At 61.6% G+C, this 25,577-nt stretch carries 28 protein-coding genes; 9 read left to right on the top strand and 19 right to left on the bottom strand.

Translation table 11 applies throughout. From position 1 onward, the window contains the following. The first annotated feature begins 662 nt into the window (after positions 1-662). A complete protein-coding gene (locus NKI19_RS11265; RefSeq protein WP_502899263.1) occupies positions 663-1,016 on the top strand; it encodes a hypothetical protein in 354 nt (117 codons plus the stop codon). Positions 1,017-1,047: 31 nt separating this feature from the next. Here the strand turns inward: NKI19_RS11265 and NKI19_RS11260 are convergent, their stop codons facing one another. Then, positions 1,048-1,329, bottom strand: coding sequence for a thiosulfate oxidation carrier complex protein SoxZ (locus NKI19_RS11260; RefSeq protein ID WP_352492365.1), 282 nt, complete (start codon positions 1,327-1,329; stop codon positions 1,048-1,050). Between the two features lie 42 nt (positions 1,330-1,371). Next, on the bottom strand, positions 1,372-2,061 hold the full coding sequence (locus tag NKI19_RS11255) for a DUF899 family protein (RefSeq protein WP_352492364.1): 690 nt from the start codon (positions 2,059-2,061) through the stop codon (positions 1,372-1,374). Positions 2,062-2,565: 504 nt separating this feature from the next. Between NKI19_RS11255 and NKI19_RS11250 the strand changes: the two genes are divergently transcribed. Then, positions 2,566-2,946, top strand: a complete 381-nt coding sequence (locus tag NKI19_RS11250; protein WP_352492363.1) for a c-type cytochrome — start codon at positions 2,566-2,568, stop codon at positions 2,944-2,946. Between the two features lie 61 nt (positions 2,947-3,007). Here the strand turns inward: NKI19_RS11250 and gph are convergent, their stop codons facing one another. The 10 genes from gph to NKI19_RS11200 all read right to left on the bottom strand — a co-directional run bounded on the left by gph (position 3,008) and on the right by NKI19_RS11200 (position 13,016). Further along, the gene (gene gph, locus NKI19_RS11245) at positions 3,008-3,709 is read right to left on the bottom strand and encodes a phosphoglycolate phosphatase (protein WP_352565936.1); all 702 of its coding nucleotides are present in this window, start codon (positions 3,707-3,709) and stop codon (positions 3,008-3,010) included. Next, the gene (locus NKI19_RS11240; protein WP_352565938.1) at positions 3,706-4,263 is read right to left on the bottom strand and encodes a thioredoxin family protein; all 558 of its coding nucleotides are present in this window, start codon (positions 4,261-4,263) and stop codon (positions 3,706-3,708) included. The genes gph and NKI19_RS11240 overlap by 4 nt, the downstream gene beginning before the upstream one ends. Positions 4,264-4,284: 21 nt before the next feature. Continuing rightward, the gene (gene rpe, locus NKI19_RS11235) at positions 4,285-4,971 is read right to left on the bottom strand and encodes a ribulose-phosphate 3-epimerase (protein WP_352492360.1); all 687 of its coding nucleotides are present in this window, start codon (positions 4,969-4,971) and stop codon (positions 4,285-4,287) included. A 63-nt stretch (positions 4,972-5,034) separates the two neighbouring features. Continuing rightward, positions 5,035-5,973 (bottom strand): CbbX protein, encoded by a 939-nt coding sequence (cbbX, locus tag NKI19_RS11230; protein ID WP_352492359.1) that lies wholly within the window; start codon positions 5,971-5,973, stop codon positions 5,035-5,037. Positions 5,974-5,981: 8 nt separating this feature from the next. Continuing rightward, the gene (locus NKI19_RS11225; protein ID WP_352492358.1) at positions 5,982-6,416 is read right to left on the bottom strand and encodes a ribulose bisphosphate carboxylase small subunit; all 435 of its coding nucleotides are present in this window, start codon (positions 6,414-6,416) and stop codon (positions 5,982-5,984) included. Between the two features lie 18 nt (positions 6,417-6,434). After that, complete coding sequence (locus NKI19_RS11220; protein ID WP_502899262.1) at positions 6,435-7,928, bottom strand: ribulose-bisphosphate carboxylase large subunit; 1,494 nt, start codon at positions 7,926-7,928, stop codon at positions 6,435-6,437. Positions 7,929-7,949: 21 nt separating this feature from the next. Beyond that, complete coding sequence (gene fba, locus NKI19_RS11215; RefSeq protein ID WP_352492357.1) at positions 7,950-9,029, bottom strand: class II fructose-bisphosphate aldolase; 1,080 nt, start codon at positions 9,027-9,029, stop codon at positions 7,950-7,952. A gap of 30 nt (positions 9,030-9,059) precedes the next feature. Beyond that, entirely contained in the window at positions 9,060-11,081 is a 2,022-nt protein-coding gene (gene tkt, locus NKI19_RS11210) for a transketolase (RefSeq protein ID WP_352492356.1), read from the bottom strand. Positions 11,082-11,091: 10 nt separating this feature from the next. Continuing rightward, on the bottom strand, positions 11,092-11,964 hold the full coding sequence (locus NKI19_RS11205; RefSeq protein ID WP_023678839.1) for a phosphoribulokinase: 873 nt from the start codon (positions 11,962-11,964) through the stop codon (positions 11,092-11,094). 5 nt (positions 11,965-11,969) lie between these two features. Next, entirely contained in the window at positions 11,970-13,016 is a 1,047-nt protein-coding gene (locus NKI19_RS11200) for a class 1 fructose-bisphosphatase (RefSeq protein WP_352565940.1), read from the bottom strand. A 123-nt stretch (positions 13,017-13,139) separates the two neighbouring features. Here NKI19_RS11200 and NKI19_RS11195 point away from each other — a divergent pair, with 123 nt between their 5' ends. Next, positions 13,140-14,099: a LysR family transcriptional regulator gene (locus NKI19_RS11195; RefSeq protein WP_352492354.1), complete on the top strand. Its 960-nt coding sequence runs from the start codon at positions 13,140-13,142 to the stop codon at positions 14,097-14,099. 209 nt (positions 14,100-14,308) lie between these two features. Here the strand turns inward: NKI19_RS11195 and NKI19_RS11190 are convergent, their stop codons facing one another. After that, positions 14,309-14,767: a nuclear transport factor 2 family protein gene (locus NKI19_RS11190; protein WP_352492353.1), complete on the bottom strand. Its 459-nt coding sequence runs from the start codon at positions 14,765-14,767 to the stop codon at positions 14,309-14,311. Between the two features lie 344 nt (positions 14,768-15,111). Continuing rightward, positions 15,112-15,474: a hypothetical protein gene (locus NKI19_RS11185; RefSeq protein ID WP_352492352.1), complete on the bottom strand. Its 363-nt coding sequence runs from the start codon at positions 15,472-15,474 to the stop codon at positions 15,112-15,114. A gap of 79 nt (positions 15,475-15,553) precedes the next feature. On the opposite strand from NKI19_RS11185, the gene NKI19_RS11180 reads away from it, so the two are divergent. From NKI19_RS11180 to NKI19_RS11165, 4 genes are all read left to right on the top strand, one after another. Next, on the top strand, positions 15,554-16,132 hold the full coding sequence (locus NKI19_RS11180; protein ID WP_352492351.1) for a TetR/AcrR family transcriptional regulator: 579 nt from the start codon (positions 15,554-15,556) through the stop codon (positions 16,130-16,132). A gap of 37 nt (positions 16,133-16,169) precedes the next feature. Continuing rightward, positions 16,170-17,474 (top strand): beta-ketoacyl-ACP synthase II, encoded by a 1,305-nt coding sequence (gene fabF, locus NKI19_RS11175; protein ID WP_352492350.1) that lies wholly within the window; start codon positions 16,170-16,172, stop codon positions 17,472-17,474. A 66-nt stretch (positions 17,475-17,540) separates the two neighbouring features. Then, entirely contained in the window at positions 17,541-18,356 is an 816-nt protein-coding gene (locus NKI19_RS11170; protein ID WP_352565942.1) for an oxidoreductase, read from the top strand. Between the two features lie 295 nt (positions 18,357-18,651). Then, positions 18,652-18,852: a hypothetical protein gene (locus NKI19_RS11165; RefSeq protein ID WP_352493646.1), complete on the top strand. Its 201-nt coding sequence runs from the start codon at positions 18,652-18,654 to the stop codon at positions 18,850-18,852. 27 nt (positions 18,853-18,879) lie between these two features. Here NKI19_RS11165 and NKI19_RS11160 read toward each other — a convergent pair whose 3' ends face one another. The 5 genes from NKI19_RS11160 to NKI19_RS11140 all read right to left on the bottom strand — a co-directional run bounded on the left by NKI19_RS11160 (position 18,880) and on the right by NKI19_RS11140 (position 23,436). Next, complete coding sequence (locus NKI19_RS11160) at positions 18,880-19,509, bottom strand: hypothetical protein (RefSeq protein WP_352493645.1); 630 nt, start codon at positions 19,507-19,509, stop codon at positions 18,880-18,882. Then, entirely contained in the window at positions 19,509-20,384 is an 876-nt protein-coding gene (locus NKI19_RS11155) for a lanthanide ABC transporter permease protein PedC (protein WP_352493644.1), read from the bottom strand. Before NKI19_RS11155 ends, NKI19_RS11160 begins: the two co-directional genes overlap by 1 nt. Further along, positions 20,381-21,169 (bottom strand): lanthanide ABC transporter ATP-binding protein PedB/LutE, encoded by a 789-nt coding sequence (locus NKI19_RS11150; RefSeq protein WP_352493643.1) that lies wholly within the window; start codon positions 21,167-21,169, stop codon positions 20,381-20,383. The genes NKI19_RS11155 and NKI19_RS11150 overlap by 4 nt, the downstream gene beginning before the upstream one ends. A gap of 98 nt (positions 21,170-21,267) precedes the next feature. Then, positions 21,268-22,239, bottom strand: coding sequence for a YVTN family beta-propeller repeat protein (locus NKI19_RS11145; protein ID WP_352493642.1), 972 nt, complete (start codon positions 22,237-22,239; stop codon positions 21,268-21,270). A gap of 21 nt (positions 22,240-22,260) precedes the next feature. Then, positions 22,261-23,436 (bottom strand): lanthanide ABC transporter ABC transporter substrate-binding protein PedA1, encoded by a 1,176-nt coding sequence (locus tag NKI19_RS11140; RefSeq protein ID WP_352710004.1) that lies wholly within the window; start codon positions 23,434-23,436, stop codon positions 22,261-22,263. Positions 23,437-23,766: 330 nt separating this feature from the next. Between NKI19_RS11140 and NKI19_RS11135 the strand changes: the two genes are divergently transcribed. Then, the gene (locus NKI19_RS11135; RefSeq protein WP_352951125.1) at positions 23,767-24,894 is read left to right on the top strand and encodes an S-(hydroxymethyl)glutathione dehydrogenase/class III alcohol dehydrogenase; all 1,128 of its coding nucleotides are present in this window, start codon (positions 23,767-23,769) and stop codon (positions 24,892-24,894) included. A 66-nt stretch (positions 24,895-24,960) separates the two neighbouring features. Next, the gene (gene gfa, locus NKI19_RS11130; protein ID WP_352492736.1) at positions 24,961-25,530 is read left to right on the top strand and encodes an S-(hydroxymethyl)glutathione synthase; all 570 of its coding nucleotides are present in this window, start codon (positions 24,961-24,963) and stop codon (positions 25,528-25,530) included. Positions 25,531-25,577: the final 47 nt, after the last annotated feature.

The following is a 25,577-nucleotide window of genomic DNA, read 5'->3' as shown; positions in this document are numbered from 1 at the left end:
TCCCGGGTTCGCAGTGAAGAATCGACCGTCAAGCCCCACAAGGGCTTGCCCAAGCAATTCATGTTGGGAAGTTATTTTCCGGCAGCTGTCACGACCTACCCCGAAGCAGAGGGCACCGTTACCGCCCGCCCCCTTGGTCTTCGAAAGACTGCCGCCGCTCCCTGATGACGGTGGCGCTCTTGAAGCCGGAAACAGTAAAAAGCTATGTCATCGCAAAAGGCCAGGCAAGCAAAAACCTACATTGCGTCGTTGCACTGCAAAATCGATTATGGTGCGATGCAATATTTAGAAACAATTAAAATAAGCATCGTGTGAAAAACTAATAAGAGGATGACCGCCAGCTGCGACACATATAGCAAACATATTGTTCTCGTATTCTCGAGGTGATACACATTTGACTTTATTTCGATATATTATACGAGGCAGCTCGGCGTAAGTATGCGTGCATCTCGCTGACTGCCGATAGTGAGCGAAGCATGAAATGGACGCGTGAAGGAGGGTGCGCAGCGGGTCTTGAAGCTGGCTCTTGACGGCCGATGGGGCATTCCTCCTTTGGTCCTATACGCAGCCCATGGGAGCTTGACGGGCTTTGCGGGACGTCGCCAAATTGGAGCGATGATCCCGTCTGGATGCGTGGTGTCCAGGCCAACTGGAGGTTCCTCATGATAAGGTCCGTTGGATCTCTCACCTTGCCGCTGGCCTTTGCGGCGACGCTGGCCTTTGCGAACTCGGCCAACGCAGCGGGAGACTACCCGACGGCAACGATTGCCGACTACGTGCTCGGCTGCATGCAAACAAATGGCCAGACACGTCAGGCGCTTGAAAGCTGTTCCTGCTCGATCGATGTGATCGCCTCGATCCTTCCTTACAATCACTATGAGAGGGCGGAGACCTTCAAAAGCATGTCGTTGACGACAGGGGAGGCGGCAGGCTTGTTTCGCGAAAGCGCGCCGGCGAAGGCGGCGCGCACGGAACTGAAACGCGCGCAGGCTGAAGCCGACGTACGTTGCTTTTAGTCAGGCAGAACAGGTACGCCTGCCGTGCGCCTCACAGTCCCGCTGCTTCCATCGGCCAGTGGCCGCGAAATACCTTGCCATCCGTGTCTGTCGCCTCGACACGGATTTCGCCTTTGCCGTGCGCGGTGAAATCGAACCGGAAATTGGCATCCTCCGAAATCGATATTCCGCCCTCCATCGAGAGAATCGGCTGGTCGCCTTGAGAGATCGACAGTTCGTGGATGAAGTGCGCGGGAATGAGGCGCCAGAGTTCTTTCAATTGGAGAGCCGGCGGCTCCGCACCGAGCGCACCGACGAGGATGCGGTGCTTCATGGCGCGAGCCAGGACAGATTAAATGCACCCAAGTTGCGGATGTCACCGCTTTGGCACGAACTCCAGCAACGGCGCGTACGGCGGTCCAACCAGCGGCGGATAGCGGCGGTACGTGTTGTAGACCGCTCCGTCCTCCATCGCGAAGACGCTCCACCCTGCGCTCACCGACACGGCCGACTGGAGGTCCGGCGCACCCACTTCGTCCCGGTAATCCTGCAGCCATTGCGGCGCCTCGCGGAGCAGCTGCCCCATATCGAACTCGTCGCGCGCGATTCGGAACATCTCCTCCCGCCGGAATGCGAAGCCGTAATCGAACAGGAAGTCGTCGCCGTAGCCCGACACATAGGGCATCGTCCACCCGCGCTGTGCCTTGGTTGCCATCAGCTTCTCCAGCGGCGCCAGCGACATCGCGATTAGCGTCACGTCGCGGTCTTTCACGTGCGCGATCATGCCGCTCAGCCCATCGCCGACCGAGGTGCACCCCGGGCAAGCCGCCTTCCAGTCCTCTCCGTACATCAGGTGGTAGATGAGGAGCTGCGAGCGGCCATCGAACAGCTGCGGCAAGGACTTCGCCCCTTCGTCGGTGGCGAAGGCGTAGTGCTTCTCGACCGGCACCCAAGGCAACTCCCGCCGTTGCTCGGTGACGCGCTTTTCGTGCGCCGCCAGCTCCTGCTCGGCCGCCAGAAGCTCCTTGCGGGCAGCTTGCCACTCCTGCTCAGTCGCGATCTTCATCCGACCTCCCTATGTTCGACCTCGTCCTTGTTGAAATCGCGCGAGAGCGGAAAACTCATCGGCCCCGCGGCCTCCCCGACCTGTTGTCTTCTAGTCGCAGGACGGACACGGCGAGAGCGGAAGGTAGCCTGGCTCGCCCGGCGGGCACAGGGAACTGCGACGGAGCGCGCATCCAAGTGATCGTACCGCGGCGGACGAGGCCCGGTCAATTTGCGAAAGTGCCCAAACAGCAAATCGGTTGGAGTGAGGCTACGCGTTCGGCCAATAGGCGTCAAAGATGTGGACCGCGTGTCGCTACACACTTCCCAGTCGGGAAACGAAACAGGACCTTTGTACGATTGACTTCTTTCATCGGCAGTCTAGCTTTTCGAGGCGTGCAGGTGCTGCCAGTCCGGGGAGGAAGGACGAATAGTTCGCTCTCCCGCTTAAAAACGAATGCCGGCGATCAAGGCATCGACACGCGTAAAGTGTCCAGGGCACTCACACGATCAATGAGGAAATGCCATGCGCGCAGTCGCATTTTTCACCGCCGTGTCCGTCGCCACCTTTGTCACTACCCAGTCTCAGGCACAGGATGCCGCGGCGGGTGAGAAGGTCTTCGCCAAATGCAAGATCTGCCACGTCGCCGACAAGGACCAGAACAAGGTCGGTCCGTCCTTGAATGGCGTCATCGGCCGAACGGCCGGGACGCATCCGGGGTTCAGCTATTCCAAGGCCATGACCGAGGCCGGCAAGTCCGGCGTCAAATGGGACGAAGCCACACTGACGACCTACCTTCGCGATCCCAAGGCGATGGTCAAAGGAACCAAGATGGCGTTTGCCGGCCTCAAGAAGGACGAGGACATCGCCAACGTCATTGCTTATCTGAAGCAATTCTCGAAATAACGCGGTACCGCCGGCCATTGGACTGCGCCCGGCCGGCGTTGACTGGGCCTTGCGCTTGGGGTCACGCAGCGTCTTGCAGCCTCTGCATCGCGGACGGCAGATCGAACAGGCTGTCGCAAACGAGGTCGGCGCCAAGCTCTTCAACGGGAATTTGGCTGTATCCGCCACGCAGCAGAATGACTGCCATGCCGGCGGCGCGGGCGGCGGCCACGTCGGCGCTGCTGTCTCCGACCATCAACGTGTCACGAGGCTCGACCTCAAGCTGGTCGAGCGCCAGCAACAGCGCGTCTGGCGCCGGTTTCAAGTATGTCACCGCGTCTCCGCCGACGATCGCGCCAAGATAATCCGTCAGCCGAAAATGCAGCAGAATTTCACGAGCCGCCAGCTGCGGCTTGTTGGTCACCACGCCCATGGCCATTCCGCTCAAATGCAAGTGCGTGAGAACCTCCCTGACGCCAGGCATCAGCCTCGTGCGGCCGGTCAGATTCCTGCGATAGATCGGCGCCATGACGCGGTTGGCCTCATCGAGCGTGCTGCCGAGGAGCGGCGTGCCGGAAGCCGCGAAGGCTCGTTCGACCAGTTTCCTGATGCCGCCGCCGATCATGGCCTTGACCTGATCCAGGCGCAGCGGCGGCAGATCGCGGTCGGCCAGCAATTCGTTGACCGCGGCGGCTATATCAGGCGCCGAATCGACCAGTGTGCCGTCGAGATCGAACAGGATCGCTTTCGGCGACCGAAAGGGCCTGCCTGCGCCGACGTTCATGCAGCATCCTTCCACTTGATCGAACAGCCGATCGAAGCGATCTGGTCGAGCGGTCCGTCGCCGGTTCGGGCAATTTGCTTCATCGCCTCGAACAGGTCGCGCCTCAGCCCGGGCGATGCGGCGTCGCGTCGCGACGCGTCCAGCCGGCCGCGATATTGCAGCGTCAAATCGCTGTTGAGGCCGAAGAAATCCGGAGTGCAAACGGCTCCATAGGCGCGCGCCACCGTCTGGCGCTCGTCGTGGAGATAGGGGAAGGTGAAGCCGTTCGTCATGGCGAAGCGCTTCATGTTGTCGAAGGAATCGTCGGGGTAGGCGTCGGCATCGTTTGAGTTGATCGCGACAAAGCCGATGCCTTGCGCCTTGAGGTCGTTGGCATCGCGGACGATGCGTGAAATCACCGCCTTCACATAGGGGCAGTGATTGCAGATGAAGGCCACGACCAGCCCGTTCGGGCCGGCATGGCTTAAGATCGAATGCGATGTGCCGTCGACACCAGGCAAAACGGCGTCGATGGCTCGCCAGCCGAAATCGCAGACAGGTGGAATTGCCGCCATAGTTGCCCTCGGATGAAACGGTTATGCAGCTTTCCGGATCGCCCCGTCGGCCGCCTGCCTGATGGCGCCGATATTGGCGCGATAGGCAGCCTCGGTGCCACCCCTAAAGATGGCAGAGCCGGCGACCAGCACATTGGCGCCGGCCGCGGTGACCAGCGGAGCGGTTTCGGGCGTGACGCCGCCGTCGATCTCTATGTCGATCGGACGATGGCCGACTAGGGCCTTGACCCGCCTGACCTTGTCGACGACCGCCGCAATGAAGGCCTGGCCGCCGAAGCCCGGATTGACCGTCATCAGAAGCACCAGATCGAGCCGGTCGAGCACATATTCGATGACGCTTTCTGGCGTCGAGGGGTTCAGCGAAACGCCGGCCTTCTTGCCGAGATTCCTGATTGCCTGCAGCGAACGGTCGAGATGCGGTCCGGCCTCGGCATGCACCGTGATGATGTCGCAGCCGGCATCGGCGAAGGCGCCGAGATAGGCGTCGGCCGGCGCGATCATCAGGTGGCAGTCGAAGATCTTGTCCGTTCGATCACGGATCGCCTTGATCACCGGCGGACCGAAGGTGATGTTGGGCACGAAATGGCCGTCCATCACGTCGAGATGAATCCAGTCGGCGCCTGCCCGGACGACCGCTTCGACCTCGTCGCCGAGCCGTGAGAAGTCCGCGGAAAGCACCGAGGGCGCAATGATTGTCTTGGTATCCATGATCGTCGGCTCCCATTCTGTCGTCCGTTTCTGGTCGCTGCACACCCAACCGGCGTCGTCTTGTCAGCGCACCTTCGTCTCCGGTTCGCCTTCGAGCTTACCTTCCGCGAATACGCGGCTGCCGCGAATGTCGGATTCCTCGATGGTGATAAGGTCGGTTTTGGTCAACGCCCGGTCGCGCGATGCGAAAAGCCGGCTGGCCTGGCGAAGCCGCGCCCGGTCGAGGCTATTGCGGACCGAGCGGGCGTTGGAGAAATGCGGCAGCCGCATGCGGATCGGGAGATACTCGTCGAGCGCCTTAGCCGCCGCTTCGCTGAGACGGTAATTCTGTTCCGCCAGCATGATCTCGGCGATGGATTTGAGTTCGCTGACGCCGTAGTCCGGAAAATCGAGGTGATGGGCGACGCGCGAGCGCATGCCGGGATTGCTGTCGAAGAAGCGGTCCATCTTGTCCTTGTAGCCGGCAAGAATCACTACCAGATCGTCGCGGTTGTTTTCCATGCATTGCAGCAGGATTTCGATCGATTCCTGGCCGTAGTCGCGTTCGTTCTCGGGCTTGTAGAGATAGTAGGCCTCGTCGATGAAAAGCACCCCGCCCATGGCGCGCTTGATCACTTCGCGGGTTTTGGGCGCGGTGTGGCCCACATACTGGCCGACGAGATCGTCGCGCGTCACCGCGACCATGTGCCCTTCGCGAACATAGCCGAGACGATGCAGGATTTCCGCCATTCTAAGCGCCACGGTGGTCTTTCCGGTACCGGGATTTCCCGTAAAGTTCATGTGCAGCGTCGGCGCGCCCGAGATCAGCCCGAACTTGCGGCGAAGCCGGTCGACCAGGAGCAGCGCGGCGATCTCGCGGATGCGGTTCTTGACGGGCTTCAGGCCAACGAGTTCGCGGTCGAGCTTTTCCATCACCTCGTCGATGTTGGATGCCTCGAACTCGGCCTGCAGATCAACCGATTCGCCCTGCGCGGCAGCGCCCTTTGCTATCGCGTCCAGCATGGTTTCGCCTAGCTCCGCTCGCCTTCGGGCCTGTCGGTCGCATAAGGCACGATCGAATAGCCCTGGCTGCGCCCGTCACGCTCCTGGCGCAGCAGCCGGAACCCGGGTTCGTTGGGCGGCCGGTTGACGATGAACGACATGCGCGGCGCTTCCCAGCCCTTGGTCGAATCGAAGGCGGTGACCCGGACATACATGTTGGGCATGGCTTTCCGGCAATTGTTGACTTCAAGCAGGATGCCCGCCGGGTCCCTAAGGTCGAACATCGGGTTGCCGTACATTTCCCAATAGGTGTTTCGCGGATGCGGATCGTCGGTGTACTCGACGCCGACCGCCCAGTGGTTTTTCAGCGCGTATTTGATCTGCGCCGAAATCTGCTCGTCGGTCAGCTCGGGCAGGAACGAAAACTGTCCCTGCGTGGCCTTGTTTCCCGGATTGGTCATCATGGCGACGGTTCCTTTCGTCTAGAAGCTCGGCGTTGCGGTTGGTACAAAGTCGGCCGTGTCTGTCGATTCGTAGTTGAAGGTGACGTCCTTCCACGTCTCCAGGGCCGCCTTGAGCGGCTTGCACCACCTGGCCGCCTGTTCGAGGATTTTGGTCCCTTCGCGCAGATAGTCGCGGCCCTCGTTGCGGGCGAGGATCATCGCCTCCAACGCGACGCGATTGGCCGTCGCACCGGCCTGGATGCCGTCCGGATGGCCGATCGTGCCGCCGCCGAACTGCAGGATGACGTCCTCGCCGAGATAATGGATCAGCTGGTGCATCTGGCCGGCATGGATGCCGCCCGAGGCGACGGGCATCACCTTGTTGAGCGAGGCCCAGTCCTGATCGAAGAACAGCCCGGTTTCGAGGTTCTGCGGCGTGCGCTCCTCGCGCAGCGTGTCATAAAACCCCTTGATCATAAGCGGGTCGCCTTCCAGCTTGCCGACCACCGTGCCGGCATGGATGTGATCGACGCCGGCCATCCGCATCCATTTGCAGATGACGCGAAAATTCATGCCGTGGTTCTTCTGGCGCGAATAGGTCGAGTTGCCGGCCCGGTGCAGGTGCAGGATCATGTCGTTGCGGCGTGCCCACTTGGCCATCGACTGGATCGCCGTGTAGCCAATGACGAGGTCGATCATGACGATGCAGGAGCCAAGCTGTTTTGCAAATTCGGCGCGCTCGTACATGTCCTCCATCGTGCCGGCGGTGACGTTGAGATAATGGCCCTTGACTTCGCCGGTGGCGGCCGACGCCTTGTTCACTGCCTCCATGCAGTAGAGGAAACGGTCGCGCCAATGCATGAAGGGCTGTGAGTTGATGTTCTCGTCGTCCTTGACGAAGTCGAGGCCACCCTTCAGTGCCTCGTAGACGACGCGGCCGTAGTTGCGGCCGGACAGGCCAAGCTTCGGCTTCGTCGTCGCGCCGAGCAGCGGCCGGCCGAACTTGTCGAGCCGCTCGCGTTCCACCACGATGCCGGTCGCCGGGCCCTGGAAGGTTTTGAGGTAAGCCACCGGGATGCGCATGTCCTCGAGCCGCAAGGCCTTGACGGCCTTGAAGCCGAACACGTTGCCGATGATCGATGCAGTCAGGTTGGCGATGGAGCCGGGCTCGAACAGGTCGAGGTCGTAGGCGATATAGGCGAAGTACTGTTGCTCGATCCTGGTGCCTGGACCTGTGTTCGGCACCGGCTCCGATTTGAACGCCTTGGCGCGGTAGAGCTCGCAGGCGGTCAGCCTGTCGGTCCATACCACGGTCCATGTCGCGGTAGAGGATTCACCGGCGATGGCGGCGGCCGCCTCCTCGTGGTCGACGCCGGGCTGTGGCGTGATCCGAAACATGGCGATCAGGTCGGTCTCCTTGGGCCGGTAGTCCGGCTCCCAGTAGCCCATCTTCTTGTAGGGGATGACGCCCGACCTGTAGCGTTCCTTGCCTTCCTTGAGCGTGCCTGCTGAGGGCATGTCGATCTTGTTCATGGCAGGTCTCCTGTTTGCCGCTCAGGCGGCTTTCGCGGTTGCGATTTGGGGGTCGAGCTTTCCTGCGGCGTAACGTTTCGCCATCTCATCCATGGCGATCACCCTGATCTTCGACGCGTGGCCTGCGGTGCCGAAGCGTTCGAAGCGATCGCGGCAAAGGTCGCGCAGGGCGTCCATGGCGGGTTTCAGGAATTTACGCGGATCGAATTCGCGCGGGTCCTCCGTCGCGACGCGGCGGAACTGCCCGGCCATGGCCATTCGGCAATCGGTGTCGATGTTGACCTTGCGCACGCCGTAGCGGATGCCGCGCTCGATTTCCTCGACCGGGACGCCAAAGGTCTGGGGCATCTCGCCGCCATAGTTGTTGATGATGTCCTGCAGTTCCTGCGGCACGGAGGAAGATCCATGCATGACCAGATGCGTGTTGGGCAGTTTCTCGTGGATCGCCTCGATCACCTGCATGGCCAGGATGCCGCCGTCGGGCTTGCGGCTGAATTTATAGGCGCCGTGTGAAGTACCGCAGGCGATCGCCAGCGCGTCGACCCGGGTGGCGGTCACGAAGTCGACCGCCTGATCGGGATCGGTCAAAAGCTGGGCGTGGGAAAGCGCACCTTCGGCGCCGTGCCCGTCCTCGGCCTCGCCCTGGCCGGTTTCCAGCGAGCCGAGCACGCCGAGCTCGCCTTCGACCGAAGCGCCGACCCAGTGCGCCATGCGTGCGACGCGTTCGGTGATGGCGACATTGTAATCGTAGCTCGCCGGCGTCTTGGCATCCGCCATCAGCGACCCGTCCATCATCACCGAGGTGAAGCCGTGGCGGATCGCCGACAGGCAGGTGGCTTCGTTGTTGCCGTGATCCTGATGGATGCATAGCGGAATGGCCGGATGGATTTCGGTCAACGCCTCCATCATCTTGGCCAGCATGATGTCGTTGGCATAGGAGCGAGCGCCGCGCGAGGCCTGGATGATGACCGGCGCATCGCAGGCCCTGGCGGCCTCCATGATGGCGAGGCCCTGTTCCATGTTGTTGATGTTGAATGCGGGCACGCCATAGCCGTGCTCGGCGGCATGGTCGAGAAGCTGGCGAAGGGTGATGCGGGCCATTGTCGGGTCCTCTTAGCTGCGGAAGTTGGGCTAGATGATGAGCTTCAGCGCCGCTGCGGCGATGGCTTCGGGCGTGATGTCGAAATGCCGGTAGAGATCCGGGGCAGGGGCGCTGGCGCCGAAACCGGCCATGCCGATGAAAGTGCCGGTGTCGCCGATCCAGCGGTCCCAGCCGAGCCGTGCTGCGGCTTCGATGGCAATGCGGGGCGCCGAGCCGAGGACGGACTTGCGGTAGTCCGCATCCTGCTCCTCGAATAGTTCCCAGCACGGCATCGAGACGACCGCGGCGGAGATGCCGTGCTCGGCTTCCAGCCGTTCGGCGGCGGCAACGGCGATCTCGACCTCAGACCCGGTGGCGATCAGCGTCACGGCGCGGTGCTCGGCTGGCTCGCGCAGGATGTAAGCGCCCCGGCTCGACCGGTTCTCGTCGCTGTGTGCCTCGTCGCTTTGTGCTTGGCGCAGCATCGGTAGGGTCTGGCGCGAAAGCACCAGCACGCTCGGCCGGTTCTCGCTCTTCAGCGCCAGTTCCCAGCACTCCGCCGTTTCGATGATGTCGGCCGGACGGAAGACGTTGAGGTTCGGCGTGGCCCGCAGCATTGCCAGATGCTCGACCGGCTGGTGGGTCGGACCATCCTCGCCGAGACCGATGGAATCATGCGTCATCACATAGACAACGCGCTGGCCCATCAGCGCCGAGAGCCGCATCGCGCCGCGCGCATAGTCGGCGAAGCACAGGAAGGTGCCGCCATAAGGCACGAAGCCGCCATGCAGCGCGATGCCGTTCATGGCTGCTGCCATGCCGTGCTCACGGATGCCGTAGTGAATGTAGCGGCCGGCATAGTCATCAGGCGCTATGCGATCCATCCCCTTGGTGATCGTCAGGTTCGAATGCGTCAGATCGGCGGAGCCGCCGACGGTCAGGTCGGTTGCGCCATTGATCGCAGCGAGCGCCATTTCGGAGGCTTTTCGCGTTGCAACCTTGGTCGCCTTCTCGACATGCTCCTTGCGGAAAGCGCCGAGCGCTTCGAAGACCGCGTCGGGCAGGGTGCCCGCGACCGCGCTCTCGAAGGCCTCGCGCTGCGGCGAGGCGGCAAGCCGCTGCTCCCAGGCGCGGCGTGCCGCTTGCCCGCGGCCGGCAATCTCGCGCCAGGCGAAAAGGATATCGTCCGGCACCTCGAACGGCGCGTAGGCCCAGCCGATGTTTTCGCGCGTCGCGGCGATCTCCGCATCGCCCAGCGGGGCGCCGTGCGTCTTTTCCGAACCACCCAGATTGGGCGCTCCCTTGCCGATCACCGTGCGGCAAGCGATCAGAGACGGCTGGTCCGATTGCTGTGCCGCTTCGATTGCCGCCGCAACGGTTTCGGCGTCGTGGCCGTTCACCGACTGGACATGCCATCCAGCGGCTTTGAACCGTGCCGGCTGGTCCATCGACGTCGACAGCGAAGTCGGTCCGTCGATCGAGATCGCATTGTCGTCCCAAAAGACGATCAGCCGGGAGAGCTTCAGGTGACCGGCAAGATCGATCGCCTCGTGGCTGATGCCTTCCTGCAGGCAGCCGTCGCCGGCGATCGCGTAGGTGAAATGGTCGACGAGATCGGCACCGTAGCGGGCAGCAAGCATGCGCTCTGCCAGCGCCATACCGACAGCCGTCGAAATGCCTTGTCCAAGAGGACCGGTCGTCGTCTCGATGCCAAGCGCATGGCCATATTCCGGATGTCCGGCGGTGCGGCTGCCCAGCTGGCGAAACCGCTGCAATTCCTCGATTGGCATGTCTGCGTAGCCGAGCAGGTAATGCAGCGCGTATTGCAGCATCGAGCCGTGCCCGGCCGACAGCACGAAGCGGTCGCGATCGGGCCAGCTGGGCGCCGACGGATCGATATTGATGAAGCGGCTGAACAGCACCGTCGCGACATCGGCCATGCCCATCGGCATGCCCGGATGGCCGGAATTGGCCTTTTGGACGCTGTCCATCGCCAGTGCGCGAATGGCGTTGGCCATGTCGCATTCCGAGACGGCGGCGACGGGCTTCAATGCTGCGGCTTGGCTGTTCATGGCGTCCTCCTCACGACACACGGTTCTTGCGTTCGATCAATTGCAGGATGAGCGGCGTCAGGATCAGCTGCATGGCAAGGTCGAGCTTGTTGCCGGGCACCACTATGGAATTCGGCCGCGACATGAACGAGTCGTGGATCATCGAAAGCAGGTAGGGGAAATCGATGCCGCGCGGATTGGCGAAGCGGATAACCAGCATCGATTCGTCGGGCGTCGGAATCCAGCGCGCGATGAATGGATTGGACGTGTCGACGATCGGCACGCGCTGGAAGTTGATGGCGGTCTGCGAAAACTGCGGGACGATGTAGCGGACATAGTCCGGCATGCGGCGCAGGATCACGTCCATCACCGCCTCGGTGGAATAGCCGCGCGTTGCGCGGTCGCGATGGATCTTCTGGATCCATTCGAGATTTATGACCGGCACCACGCCGATCTTGAGGTCCGCGTGCCTGGCTAGGTTGATCTTGTCGGTGACGACGCAGCCATGCAGGCCCTCGTAGAAAAGCAGGTCGCTCGGCGGAAATTCGCGCCATTCGGTGAAATGTCCCGGCGGCGTGCCGTACTGCTTCTCCTCATCCTCGTCATGGATGTAGGTGCGGGTCTTTCCGGTTCCCCGGCGGCCATATTCCTCGAATACCTCTTCGAGGATTGCCAGTTCATTGGCCTCGGCATGGAAGTGGGTGAAGTTCGGATTGCCCGCCTTTTCCTCCTCGGCCACCTTCGCCTTCATCGTGGCGCGGTCGTAGCGATGGAAAGCATCGCCTTCGATGAAGGCGGCCCCGATGTTCTCGCGCCTGAAGATCAGCTCGAAGATGCGCTTGACAGAGGTAGTGCCGGCGCCCGACGACCCGGTGATGGTAATGATGGGGTGCTTTGCCGACATGGTCTTCAGGCCCTGAAAAGGCCGCGGCGGCTGAACAGCGGCGCGCGCTCGCCGATGGCGCTCGGCTCGGTGTGGTAGCGGGTGATACGCGCGACTTCCCGCGCCGATCCGAAAATCATGGGCACGCGCTGGTGCAGGCTCTCGGGTTCGATTTCGAGGATGCGGGTGATCGTATCGGTGGCGGCACCGCCCGCCTGTTCGATGAGATAGGCGATGGGGTTTGCCTCATAGACGAGGCGAAGTCGCCCCTGCCTGTAGCCCTTGCGCTTGTCGCCTGGATACAGGAATACGCCGCCGCGCATCAATATGCGGTAGCAGTCGGCGACCAGGGAGGCGATCCAGCGCATGTTGAAGTCCTTCTCGCGTGGGCCTTCGGTGCCTTCGAGGCAGTCGTCGATGTAGAGCCGCACCGCCTCGTCCCAGTGCCGGTAGTTGGCTGCGTTGATGGCAAATTCCTGGGTACGCTGGGGGATGACCCGGCTCTCGTAGGCCTGGACGAAGGTGCCGAGCCTGGCTGAGAGAACGAAGACATGCGTGCCGCTGCCGAGAGACAGAACGAGCGCCAGCTGCGGCCCGTAGATGAAGAAGCCGGCGCCCAGCTGGTTCACCCCTGCCTGCAAAAATGTGGCGGCCGGATTCTTATCCGGCGCACCAATTGCAGGGAGAAGCGAGAAGATCGTTCCGATCGACGCGTTGGTGTCGATGTTGGAAGAGCCGTCGAGCGGGTCGATGGCGATGGCGAGAGGCGCTTGCGGGTCGAGAAGCACCGGCTGCTCCAGTTCCTCGGAAGCGTAGAGCGCGACCGGAGCGTGGCGCATGGCATCGAGAAAGATGTCGTCGGCGAAGACATCGAGATCCTTCTGAACATCGCCGTCAGCATTGGCGCCACGGGTTCCGGCAAAGGCGGTGCCGAGTACCCCTTGATTGATGGTGTTGCGGATCGTGGTGGCCGCCTGCGTCAGCCGACGGACGGTCATTACGACCGCGGCGCGCAGTTCGTCCGGCTCGCCGAGATAGGAGTTCAGAAAAGCGTCGAGCGTTGCCGCTGGCATCGTAACCTCCCGATCCAGCCGCCTCTCCTCGGAGCGGCCGGATTGGGGAATGAAAACAAACGACGCTGGATAAGTAAAATTCAATAACTTTACTTTGCCACTAAAAAAATTTTAGTATGCTATATGAGAAACCTCACGCTCAAGCAGTTCAAGACCGTTCAGGCAATCGTCGCCCACGGGAAAATCGTCAGTGCAGCCAAGGTGTTAGGCCTGTCTCCTCCAGCGGTGACGATCCAGTTGCGGCAGGTTGAGGAAGAGTTCCAACTGGCCTTGTTTGATCGGACGGCGGACGGTATGCGTCCCACTGCCGCAGGTCTTGCCTTCGTCGAGACGGCACAGGCCATCGAGGAGCGGCTTCGTCTGCTCGAAGACAAGATGGATGCGATCAAGGGCGTGCGCGCCGGCAGCTTGCGGCTCGGCGTTGTTTCCACGGCCAAATATTTCGCACCGCGGCTGATGGCTGCTTTCATGAAGGAACATCCCGACATCGACATGCGGCTTGCCATTGGTAATCGCGCCGAGACGATCGACAATCTGAAGAATCACGACATCGACATCGCGCTGATGGGACGCCCGGCGAAAGAAGTCCCGGTGCGTGCCTCGGTCTTCGGCGATCACCCGCTGGTCATCATCGCGCCGCCGGACCACCCGCTGGCCTCGGTGCGCGAGATATCCAAGGAGCGGATTGCCCAGGAACATTTCCTCATTCGCGAGTCCGGCTCCGGCACGCGCATCTCGCTGGAAATATTTTTGAGCGACGTGCCTGGCCGCATCGACGATCTCGGCGTCGAGATGGGCTCGAACGAGACGATCAAGCAAGCGGTGATGGCCGGGCTCGGCATCGCCTTCATCTCTGCCCACACCATCGCCGCGGAAATCGAGGCTGGCCGGCTGGTTATCCTCGACGTCGTCGGCATGCCGATCCGCCGGCAATGGTTTTCCGTGATGCGCAGCGATCACGCAATCTCGCCGGCGATGGCGACCTTCCACGATTTTCTGATGCGCAAGGGCGCGATGTACCTGCCACTGTTCGGCAAGCTCTATCCGCACGAGGAACTGAACAGTAGAGGTCGAGCGAGTTAGGGCGCGCGGCCCAAGACAAACGCTTCAGACAAACGATGGTGCGTAGCAGCGGCTGATCAGCTGTGGTCTCCAGACCGACGTCCACGAGCAGAGGATCGGGAGGCTTCGCTGGTGGCACGAATTTGCCGAGGCGACCGCTACCGAAGCGCTGGGCCACGGGGTAGCGTCCCCCGCGTTCACGGAACGGGTGGGCTTTGACTGAGCGTCTGCTAGCCTACAATTGGTTCGGCGACAGCTTCTTCGAGGCCAGCTGCCGCTTGGGCGGCGAGACCGCGGGCCGCTGCTTGTGAATCGTAAAATTCCTCAAGTGCATAGACTCTGCCCCACCGCAGGGTGAACACGTGCAGACCACGGTTGATGTACGACGCGTCGCCATTGAGCAGCGTCGCGGTGCCGTCCCACTGGGCAAACACGGTGGTATGCCACGGCCAGCCCTTCACCCAGATGTGGTTGACCGTGAGATGGAGATTGGGCAGGACGCGGCCGAGGCGCTCAAACCAGCGGCGCATGGCTTCTTTGTCGTGGCGCTCACCACCAAGCGCGTGGGCGCCGGAAACGCGGTGATGGACATGCGGCGCGAGTGCCTTCGCCGCCTCATCCCAGCGATGGTTGTTGACCTGGTCGAAGCTCTCTCGGATCGATTTCTCGACAAAATAACTGTACAGCATTTGACCTCTCCTCAAGCTTATTCGATGGCGTGATCGAGGGCACCGTGGCGCTCCGTCCGCTGATTCTGATGATGCTCGCCGCCATTGGGGAACGCTGGCGTTGATCCGGTGGAACCTTATTGGTTTCCGCCCGGTGGTCGCTGCCTGGCCGTCTCTAGTGCGGCTCTTGCCTGCTCATGGCGGTCTCGGGACGACCATCCGAACAGGACGCCCGCCAGCACAATGGCGGGTCTCGTTTTCATGTCCATCTCCTCATATCAGTAGATTGCGTTCGACCTCTACGTCGGCCGCGCGGACACGAGACCCACGGTCCGTAGCACGCAGGTTGCGGTCTGCACGTCGTGTTAGCGGATTGTCGCGTCGGCTCGCCGATCCATGGCAGCCTCGGTCGAGACCGTCACCTGCTCGCCGGACCTTTCGAACGCGTAAAGCGAGCCCTGGTGGCCCGGCATGGAAAAAGCCACGGAGTCATCGTCGGCGAGACCCATTACAACGCGCAGCGGATCGCCCCCGGTCTTCGGCGCGAAGGTGGCGGTGACCTCCAGGAGGCCGCCGTCGACCGGGACGTAGTAGACCACCATGTCAAGGTGTCCCTCGTGCAGGCTGCCGCCCTCGATCGGGCGTCCGATGGTGGCTTCCTCGGCAAAAGCCGGGGTCGCAAGAAACAGCGCGGCCAGGAGCGATGCGCTCAGGATTTTGCGGGTCATTTCGTATCTCCTTTTTAGATTGCGTTCGAACTCTATATAGGGTATAGATTACGAACGCAATCTAAAAAAGAGGTCGACAATGCGCGTAAGTCGTACTCAGGCCGCGGAAAACCGCGAAACCGTAATCAACGTGGCAAGCCGCCTTTTTCGCGAGCGCGGCTTTGACGGTATCGGCCTTAAGGATCTGATGAAGGGTGCCGGACTGACCCAAGGCGCGTTTTACAAACAGTTCGCATCCAAGGACGACCTGGCGGCGCAGGCGTCCAGGCGGGCGATGGAGAGCGCCACCCGTCGATGGTCGGCCGCGACGGCCGAAAACCCTGATGACCCGCTTGGGGCGGTGATGGCGTTCTACCTCAGTATGGACCATCGCGGAGAAAAGATGGACGGCTGCCCGATCGTGGCGCTCGGCTCGGATGCCGCCAGACAGGGCAAGGACGTGAAAGCGCCGTTCGAAGCCGGGATCAAGGAGCATCTCGAGATCCTCGGCCGTTTCCTTGCCGAGGCCGATGGCGGGGAGTTCGATGGTAAGGCCATGGCCATTCTCTCGACGATGGTCGGTGCGCTGATGTTATCGCGCGTCATTAACGATCCTGAGCTCGCGCAGGCCTTTCTGGATGCGGCGGCCAATCACGTTCGTGAATCAGCCGGCGCTTGAATGGCGTGGCGGCGCGCCCGAATTGATAGGAAAATAGATGCGACGGATTGTTGTTACGGGCATGGGAGCGGTCACGCCCCTTGCTGCCGATGTTGAAACGTCCTGGTCGCGTCTCCTGGCCGGCCGCTCGGGCATCCGGAGGCTTGTGGATGATGTGGTGGGCGACCTGCCGGCGAAGGTCGGCGGGGTAGTGCCCTCCGCAGAAGAAGATCCGGACGCTGGTTTCGATCCGGAAGCCGTCCTTCCGCCGAAGGATCAGCGTAAGGTAGACCGGTTCATTGTCTTTGCCCTGGCGGCGGCAGAAGAGGCGCTTGCCCAAGCAAGATGGGTCCCCGCCTCGGAACGGGATCGCTTGCGCACGGCCACGATCATCGCCTCGGGCGTCGGCGGGTTCCCGGCCATAACCGAGGCGGTGCGCACGGTCGACCGGCGCGGCGTCCGCCGTCTATCACCTTTTACGGTGCCGTCCTTCTTGGTGAACCTCGCGGCAGGCCACGTCTCGATCCGCTATGGCTTCAAAGGTCCGCTCGGTGCACCGGTGACGGCGTGCGCGGCCGGCATTCAGGCGATCGGTGATGCGGCTCGCCTAATCCGCGCCAATGAAGCCGATATTGCCGTGTGCGGCGGGACGGAAGCATGCATGAATCTTGTCAGCCTCGGTGGGTTTGCCGCGGCACGCTCTCTTTCGACCTCCTTTAATCACCGTCCTGATGAGGCCTCCCGACCGTTCGACAAGTCGCGCGACGGCTTCGTCATGGGCGAAGGAGCCGGCATTCTGGTCATCGAGGAATTGACCCACGCGCTGGCGCGCGGCGCAAGACCGCTGGCCGAGCTTGTCGGCTACGGCACGACCGCGGATGCTCATCACGTCACCTCCGGTCCCGAGGACGGCGATGGTGCGCGCCGGGCGATGGAGATCGCAATCGCCCAAGCAGGGATTTCGCCCCGCGAGGTTCGTCATCTCAATGCCCATGCGACCTCCACGCCGGTAGGCGACCTCGGTGAGATCGAAGCGATCAAGAGCGTGTTCGGGCGCGATTTCGCGATAGCTGTCAGTGCAACGAAATCGGCGACCGGACACCTGCTCGGAGCCGCCGGCGGGCTCGGAGCTATCTTCGCAATCCTGGCACTCAGGGATCAGATGGCACCGCCGACCCTCAATCTGAGCACTCCCGATCCAGCCGGCGACGGGATCGACTTCGTCGCAAACCGGGCCCGGCCGATGGCGATGGGCTATGCAATCTCCAATGGCTTCGGCTTCGGAGGCGTTAATGCCAGCGCGCTGTTCCGGCGCTGGACGGATGATCTGGCCGGTGCGAGCACCGGAGGCGCTCATGATTGACGCCTTTCGCTCCGGCCTTTCGGACTTCCCCCACGCCAATTCAATACGAAGAAAGAAGTGACCTCCATGAACAAGACCAATCTAGGCGTCGCCCTAGTGACCGGGGCATCCAGCGGCATCGGGCACACGACGGCCAAAGCCCTGCAGGACGCGGGCTTTCGCGTGTTCGGAACCAGCCGTCGCGCGGTCGTCGACCGATCCGATGGCGTTACCATGCTGGCCTGCGACGTGACCGATGACACGTCCGTGGCGAAACTTGTCCAGGACGTGCTGGCCGAGACCGGGCGCATCGACCTGCTCGTCAACAATGCCGGCGTTGGCCTGCTTGGTGGCGCGGAGGAGTCCTCGATGGCCCAGGCCAAGTCATTATTTGACGTGAACGTCTTTGGCGTTATGCGAGTAACCAAAGCGGTGTTGCCGACAATGCGCCGCCAAGGCAAGGGCAGAATCGTCAATTTGAGCTCGGCGCAGGGGTTCATTCCAGCTCCCTATTTCGCGCTCTATTCGTCGACCAAACATGCCGTTGAGGGCTATTCCGAATCGCTCGACCACGAACTGCGTACTTTCGGAATTCGCGTCGTGTTGGTGGAGCCCGCCTATACCCGCACCTCATTTGAAGAAAATCTCGCCAGGCCGGACCAGTTGCTTGATATCTACGACTCTGCGCGCGCCGGCATGAATGCAGCTGTGCGGAAAGCGATGGAAAAAGGCGATGCGCCGGAAGTGGTAGCCAGGACCGTTTTGGCGGCTGCGACCGATCCCGCTCCGAAGAGGCGCTATGCGGCTGGAAAAATGGCGCGCCAGGTCAGTTTCCTGCGCCGTTTCGTCCCGGCATCCGCATTCGACAAAAGCCTGCGAAAGCAGAACGGGCTTCCGGTCTGAGGTCGACAACAATGATATTCCTGTTTCGGTCGAACCTATGCGAGCGTGCGTTCCAGGAGTTCACATTTTTTGGCACTGGCACAGCCAGACGCGCATCTTCGATGCGTCAGCGTCCGCGACTTAGCCCTGCGGTCATTGGCGTTAGATTAGCGCCATGTTATATTGCGGCGCGAAAGAGCGGGGGCCACGTTCCTTTCACACCCGTAAGTGATCCGTATGTGCGACCCCTGCAGACTGGTCGGTATCACGGAAGCTCCCGGGCATGGGGTTCGGGATTCGATGGGGACAAGGGGTAATGCTCTACACGCTCGTTATGATGGTCTGCCTGACGGATGTGCCGCAGACCTGTGAACAACGCGAACAGATGGTGGACGGCTTGGCGATGAATCCCGGGACCGCCTTCATGCAGGCGCAATCGCTGGTAGCCCAGTGGATCGGGACGCATCCCGGTTATTTCGTTCAGCGCTGGCGCGTGCTGCCCGGCCGCGGATCGTGATATCCGCCGCGAAGATCGAATGAGGTTCTATTTCTTCGCGGCCAGCGTTTCCGAGACGACCTTGGACAATTGATAAAGCCGCTGCTCGATTATCGTCGGCACTTCACAGACGTAAGTCAGTGATTGGACGCGTTCATTGAAAATTCGCGTTGCGAATTTCAGCTGTTCGGTTCGCCGATCGATCTCTTCGGGATCCGCATCCGGCTTTGCCCGCAACGCATCGACATCGGACGCTTCCTTGCGCAACGCGGCGGCCATTTCGAGCTGCTTGTGGGCGTAACGGGAAATACCGGAGATCACCTGCGAGCGCTCGGCGTCCATGTGATCGAACATACCTTGCACCAGCATCGCCATTTTGGGTGCAAGTTGCTCGGCCGGCAAGGAAGCGGCGAAATCCCTGATCTTCTTTTGAGCTTCCGCAATCGGCATGCGGCGAGCTGCCAGCTCCTCGACCAAGGCGGAGATGGTGGGGTCCTTCGACCAGCCCTTCGCCACTGAAGGAAGGTCCGGTCCGGTCCAGATCTGGCCGAGCGAGAGTTGCGGTACCTTGCGCTGTATGCAGGGCCAGTCTGGATCGGGGTTGGCTGCCATGGCGTTGACGCCCGGCGCGAGCATGGCAACCAGAGCCAGGCCGCGAACGTGAACCATTCGCGCCATCAGGCATTTCCTCCCGTGTCCTGTTTGCGGGTCATCAGGCCGCGCGAAGGGTCGTAGGCGATGATGGCGGCGGCAAGGAACAGCAGCGTGCAGCCGGCAACGACGCCCAGCGACAGCCAGTCGACCTGGCCGTAGAAGGCGAAGCGGATCAGTTCGACGGCGTAAGTAAACGGATTGGCGAGGCAGATTTTGTAGAGCAGGGGGCTAGCCTCCTGGATACGCCACAAGGGATAGAGTGCCGGAGAAGCGAAATAGCCGGGAAAGATGACGAAGTTCATGATGCCAGCGAAGTTTTCGAGTTGCTTGATCATCGAGGACAAAAGCATGCCGAGCGCGCACAGCATCATGCCTGACAGGAACAGCGCCGGCAGCACGGTGAGATAGCCAAGCAGCGGCGCCTTGACGCCCCAGAACCAGGCGACGATCAGGAACGCGTAAACCTGCGCGATCGACACGGCGACACCGGCGAGCATCTTCGAGATCAGCAAAAACCAACGGGGGAAGGGGCTGACCAGCAGGGTGCGCATGTTGCCCATTTCGCGGTCATAGACCATCGACAGCGAAGACTGCATGCCCGAAAAGAGCAGAATCATGCCGCACAGGCCCGGCGTGATGTAGACCTCGTAGAGCACGTAGGTCTTGTAGGGCGGGATGATCGATACGCCGAGCACCTGGCGGAATCCGGCGGCAAAAATGAACAGCCAGACGAGCGGCCGAACCAGCGAGGATATGAAGCGCTCGCGCTGATGCAGGAAGCGCAGGCACTCCCGCACGACGATCCCTTTGAGGCAAATGAGGTAGTGGCGGAGCCCAAATTGTTCGAACTTCACCGGCGTGAGGGCGGCGACTTTTGCGGGCGTTGCGGGAGCGCTCATGGCGACATCTCCGCGATGCCGCTTGTCTCGATGCGGTTGAGCCTGGAAAAGGCGTCGCGAATCGAACTGGCACCGCTCGTCCCGACGACATCGGCCACCTTGCCCTTGGCAACCAGGTCGCCCTGCCGCAGCACGACGACATGGTCGCCGTCTTCGACCTCATCGATCAGATGCGTCGCCCACAGCACGCCGATGCCCTCGGTTTCGACGAGTTTGCGGATGGTGGCCAGAATGCCCGCACGCGACTGGATGTCGAGTCCGACCGTCGCCTCGTCGAGCAGCAGCAGGGAAGGGCGGTGGAGCAGCGCCCGCGCGATCTCGATGCGCCGCATTTGCCCGCCGGAAAGACTGCGTGCCTTGTCATGCTGACGGCCCTGCATGTTGACTGTATCGAGCAGCGCGGCAATGCGCTGCCGGGCTTGGTGTCCGCCAATGCCATGCAACGAGGCGTGGTAGGAGAGGTTCTGGTGGACGCTGAGGTCGAGGTCGAGCGTGCGTGCCTGGAACACGATGCCGACACGCCTGAGGGCTTCGCCCGAAGCGCGGCTGACGTCATGGCCGAAGATGCGGATCGATCCGCGGCGGGTGCCGTAAAGATGGCTGATCAGTGAGAACAAAGTTGTCTTGCCGGCGCCGTTGAGGCCGAGCAGAACGGTGAAAGTTCCCGGCGCGATCGAGAATGAGACGTCGTGGAGCGCCCGCTTCGGACCATAGGAATGGCTGATACCGGCAACATCGAGCGCCGCCACCTCCTCTCCAGGTTCGCCTGTCCTCACATGCTGCATGCGGCTGGCTCCTTCGGGGCGCGCTGGTTATCTAGTGCACTTGCAACAGCCCGGCGGCAAAGATTTGTCATGTCGGCTTCCCTGATAGTCGCTGCGGTCTAGTGGGGCGATATGGCCACACCCCAAGGCTGCTGGCCCACCGTAACCGATTGAACCGGCTCGTCCGTCGCCGTGTCGATGAAGGTGATGTCGTTGGAATTGCCGTTGGTAGTGATCAGCGTCTTCTGATCGGGGGTGAAGTCGAGATGCCAGACGCGCTGGCCGACCAGGATGTATTTTTCCACCTCGTAGGTTTCGGTGTTGATGACGGCGACGTGGTTCGCTGGCCCGAGCGCGACATAGGCTTTCTTGCCGTCGGCGCTGATCGCGATGCCGACCGGCTGGATGGTTTCGGGCCGCAGTCCCGCAATCGCGAACTGGATCTTCTTCACCACCTCGCGTTTGAGACTGTCGATGACGCTGACGGTGCCGCCGATTTCGGCGCTGACCCAGATCTGTGATCCGTCGGGCTTGAATTGCGCAAAGCGCGGACGCGTGTCGACCAGGACGTTGTCGGTCACCTCATGGCTGTCGGTGTCGATGAAATGCGCCATGCTGGTGGTTTCGGAGGTGTTGACCATGGTTTTGCCATCGGGACTGACGGCCATGCCTTCAGGCTCCACCCCAACGGGAATCTCCGTCATGACCTGCTTGCTCTCGATGTTGATCGCGGTGACGAGATTGTCGTCCTCGTTGGCGACGTAGAGCGTCTTGCCGTCGGGCGATAGCACGAACAGTTCGGGATCGGGGCCCGATGGCAGCGTGCCCACGATCTGCAGCGTCGCGGTATCGATGATTTCGATCGTATCGTCATCGCTGGCGCACAAATAGATGAACTTGCCGTCATGCGAGATGGTGATGCCGCGCGGCCTCTGGCCGACTTCGACGGTCTTCACCACTTGCATCGTCGCCGTGTCGACGACCGTTATCGTATTGTCTTTCTCGTTGGAGACATAAACGGTGTAAGCCCACGCCGGATTGACCATGAAGCCGGTTGCGAGAATGGCGAGTGCGCAAGCTCGTCTTTGCACGAAAATTCCTCCCAATTGGTTCTACTTAAGGACGCATTTGGTTTCCGGCTGATCGACGCCGAGCGTATCGAGCTCGGAGATCTGGTGGAGATAACCCTCCTGTGGCGATGTCGAGACCACGGATTTGGTGTCGCCGAGCAGGATTGGTTGGCGAAGCTGATGGTTCCACTTGCGGAAGGTTAGCTTCTGTCCCTTGAAGGCGGCGACCGAGAAATCATCCGAGCGGATGTAGTCGCTGATCTTCTTCGGATCGTCGCCATTGGTGCGCGTGCTGGCTTCGCCCACCGCCCGCACCGCCGTCCAGGCCGACATATCCTTGGACAGCATTCGCCGGCCGGTCGTCCTCAGGAAACGGCTTTGCATTTGAATGCCACCCCATTGCTCGCTCGCGGGATGCCAGGAGGATGCGACAAGACCGGCCGTGCCAGCGACCAGCCGCGGTGTCCAGGTGCGGTAGGGCACATAGGTCCCGAACACCTCGCTCTCATCGGCGACAAGCACCACGTCATGCTCCGGCAGATCCTGCGTGAACACGGAAATCTGCTGCTGTATCTGCGTGGCGCCAGTGTCGGTGCGGCGCGCCGTGCCAGTGTCTTTGAATTCTTTCTCGGCGACGATCTGACCGCCGAAGCGAGCCGCCGCGCGGCGCAACGCGGCCGCATAGAGATGATCCCGCTCGTGCGAACCATAGAGCAGCACCCAATTCGGCCATTTCTTTACCACGAGATACTGCGCCAGCGCGTCAGCCAGCATGCTTCGTGTCGGCGCCACATGGAAAACGTTTATGCGGCAGTCTTCCTCGCGCAGGCTGTCGTCAGTGGCACCGACATTGAAGACCAGAACGCCCTTGTCGCGGGCGGTGTCGGCGATCGACAGCAATTGCCTGGCCGAGAGGTCCGCGACAACATAGCGGTCACCTTTGGCAATCAGATCGTTGAACGCCTGAACCGCGTCGGCGTCCGGCTTGACCTCGGCTATGTCGAGGCTGAATTTCTGGCTGAGGAACTTTCCTGTCGTGTTGTTATCGCTGATCGCCACATTGGCGCCGGCGACACCTTCGTCGCGTGGCGGCAGGTCCAGCAGGGAAAGCGCCAGTTGCGGCGCGTGGGCCCGCAAATAACCTATTCTGATTTCGGTTATCTTTCTTTCCGGCCTGTCGGTTGCGACTGGTTGCTTGCCCGTCGCTTCCTGGGCCATCACGTCCGCAACATTGGCGGTCTGGAAAAAAAAGCACAAAAAGGCCGCGAGAGTGCCTGGCACCGCGCTCGTCATCGATAAAACTGCCCATTCTTGCACTAAAGTCCGATTGTTCCCGGACCAGCGCGAATTCAAGGTGCCCACAATGAGCTTAGCGGACCCCACAAGATTTATCAAAGCCCTGCAAGTGGACTTACGTGTCTGCTTTAGTCCTATAGCTTTTCGGGGATATACGGCGGTGAATGAGCGTGTTGCGGTCTTCGACTCCGAGATCATCCGCAGCAATGCCGGAATGTGAAACTCTATGGGTTGTCTTGGGAGGATTGCCTGATGAAAACGCGCGCCGCTGTCGCCGTCGCCGCCGGAAAGCCGCTGGAGATTATGGAGGTCGACCTCGAAGGTCCCCGTGATGGCGAGGTGCTGGTCGAGATCAAGGCAACCGGCATCTGCCACACCGACGAGTTCACGCTGTCGGGCGCCGACCCGGAAGGTCTGTTTCCGGCGATCCTCGGCCATGAGGGCGCCGGCATCGTCGTCGACGTCGGCAAGGGCGTCACCTCGGTCAAGAAGGGCGACCATGTCATCCCGCTCTATACGCCGGAATGCCGGCAGTGCCCGTCCTGCCTGTCGCGCAAGACCAATCTGTGCACCGCCATCCGCGCCACGCAGGGTCAGGGCTTGATGCCGGACGGCACCTCGCGCTTCTCGATCGGCAAGGACAAGCTGTTCCACTATATGGGCTGCTCGACCTTTTCCAACTTCACCGTGCTGCCCGAGATCGCGGTGGCCAAGGTCAATGCCGACGCCCCGTTCGACAAGATCTGCTACATCGGCTGCGGCGTCACCACCGGCATCGGTGCTGTGATCAACACGGCCAAGGTCGAGCAGGGCGCGACCGCGGTCGTCTTCGGCCTCGGCGGCATCGGCCTCAACGTCATCCAGGGCCTGCGCCTTGCCGGCGCCGACATGATCATCGGCGTCGACCTGAACAACGACAAGAAGGCATGGGGCGAGAAATTCGGCATGACGCATTTCGTCAATCCGAAGGAGATCGACGGCGATGTCGTGGCCCATCTGGTCAACATGACCAAGCGCGGCGCCGACCAGATCGGCGGCGCCGACTACACGTTCGACTGCACCGGCAACACCAAAGTCATGCGGCAGGCGCTTGAATCGTCGCATCGCGGCTGGGGCAAGTCGGTCATCATCGGCGTTGCCGGCGCCGGCCAGGAGATCTCGACGCGGCCGTTCCAGCTGGTCACCGGCCGCACCTGGATGGGCACCGCCTTCGGCGGCGCGCGCGGCCGCACCGACGTGCCGAAGATCGTCGACTGGTACATGGCCGGCAAGATCGAGATCGATCCGATGATCACCCACACGCTGAAGCTCGAGGACATCAACAAGGGCTTTGACCTGATGCATGAAGGCAAGTCGATCAGGAGCGTGGTGGTTTACTGAGGAGGAGAAAGCCGCCGGCTAACCAGCGGCCGAAAAATGCAGATGTTCAACACGGGAGGAGACAAAATGCCGGAAAAACTGCATCCTAAAATCGACAATGGACTGCCACGGGAAAAGGCCGATTTTGCCGGCGGCACGCTGGTCTGCGCCTGCACCAGCAACCCGGTCAAGGTGAAGGTCAAGGGCCAGATCGCCCACAACCATGCCTGCGGCTGCACCAAATGCTGGAAGCCGGAAGGCGCACTGTTCTCGGTCGTGGCGGTTGCCGCTACAAACGACGTGACGGTGACCGAAAACGGCGACAAGCTGAAGGTGGTCGATCCGGGCGCGCTGATCCTGCGCCATGCCTGCACGGGCTGCGGCGTCCACATGCACGGCCCGGTCGAGCGCGACCACGCTTTCAAGGGGCTGTCCTTCATCCATCCGGAGCGCTTCCAGGAAGACGGCTGGTCGCCTCCGGGCTTCACCGCCTTTGTCTCGTCGATCATTGAATCCGGTGTCGATCCGAGCCGCATGGACGGCATAAGGTCACAGCTGAAGTCGATCGGGCTCGAACCTTATGATTGCCTCAATCCCGGCCTGATGGACTATATCGCCACCTGGACGGCCAAGAGATCCGGCGCGTTGCCGGCCTAACGACCGATCAGACATTATCCTTGGGGGCCGGACGAAATCGCCCGGTC

This window comes from Mesorhizobium sp. M0751 (assembly GCF_040320265.1).
In the GTDB taxonomy this organism is placed as follows: Bacteria; Pseudomonadota; Alphaproteobacteria; order Rhizobiales; family Rhizobiaceae; genus Mesorhizobium.
The sequence above is the reverse complement of the archived record's forward strand: the minus strand, read 5'-3'. Positions and strand labels throughout refer to the sequence as shown.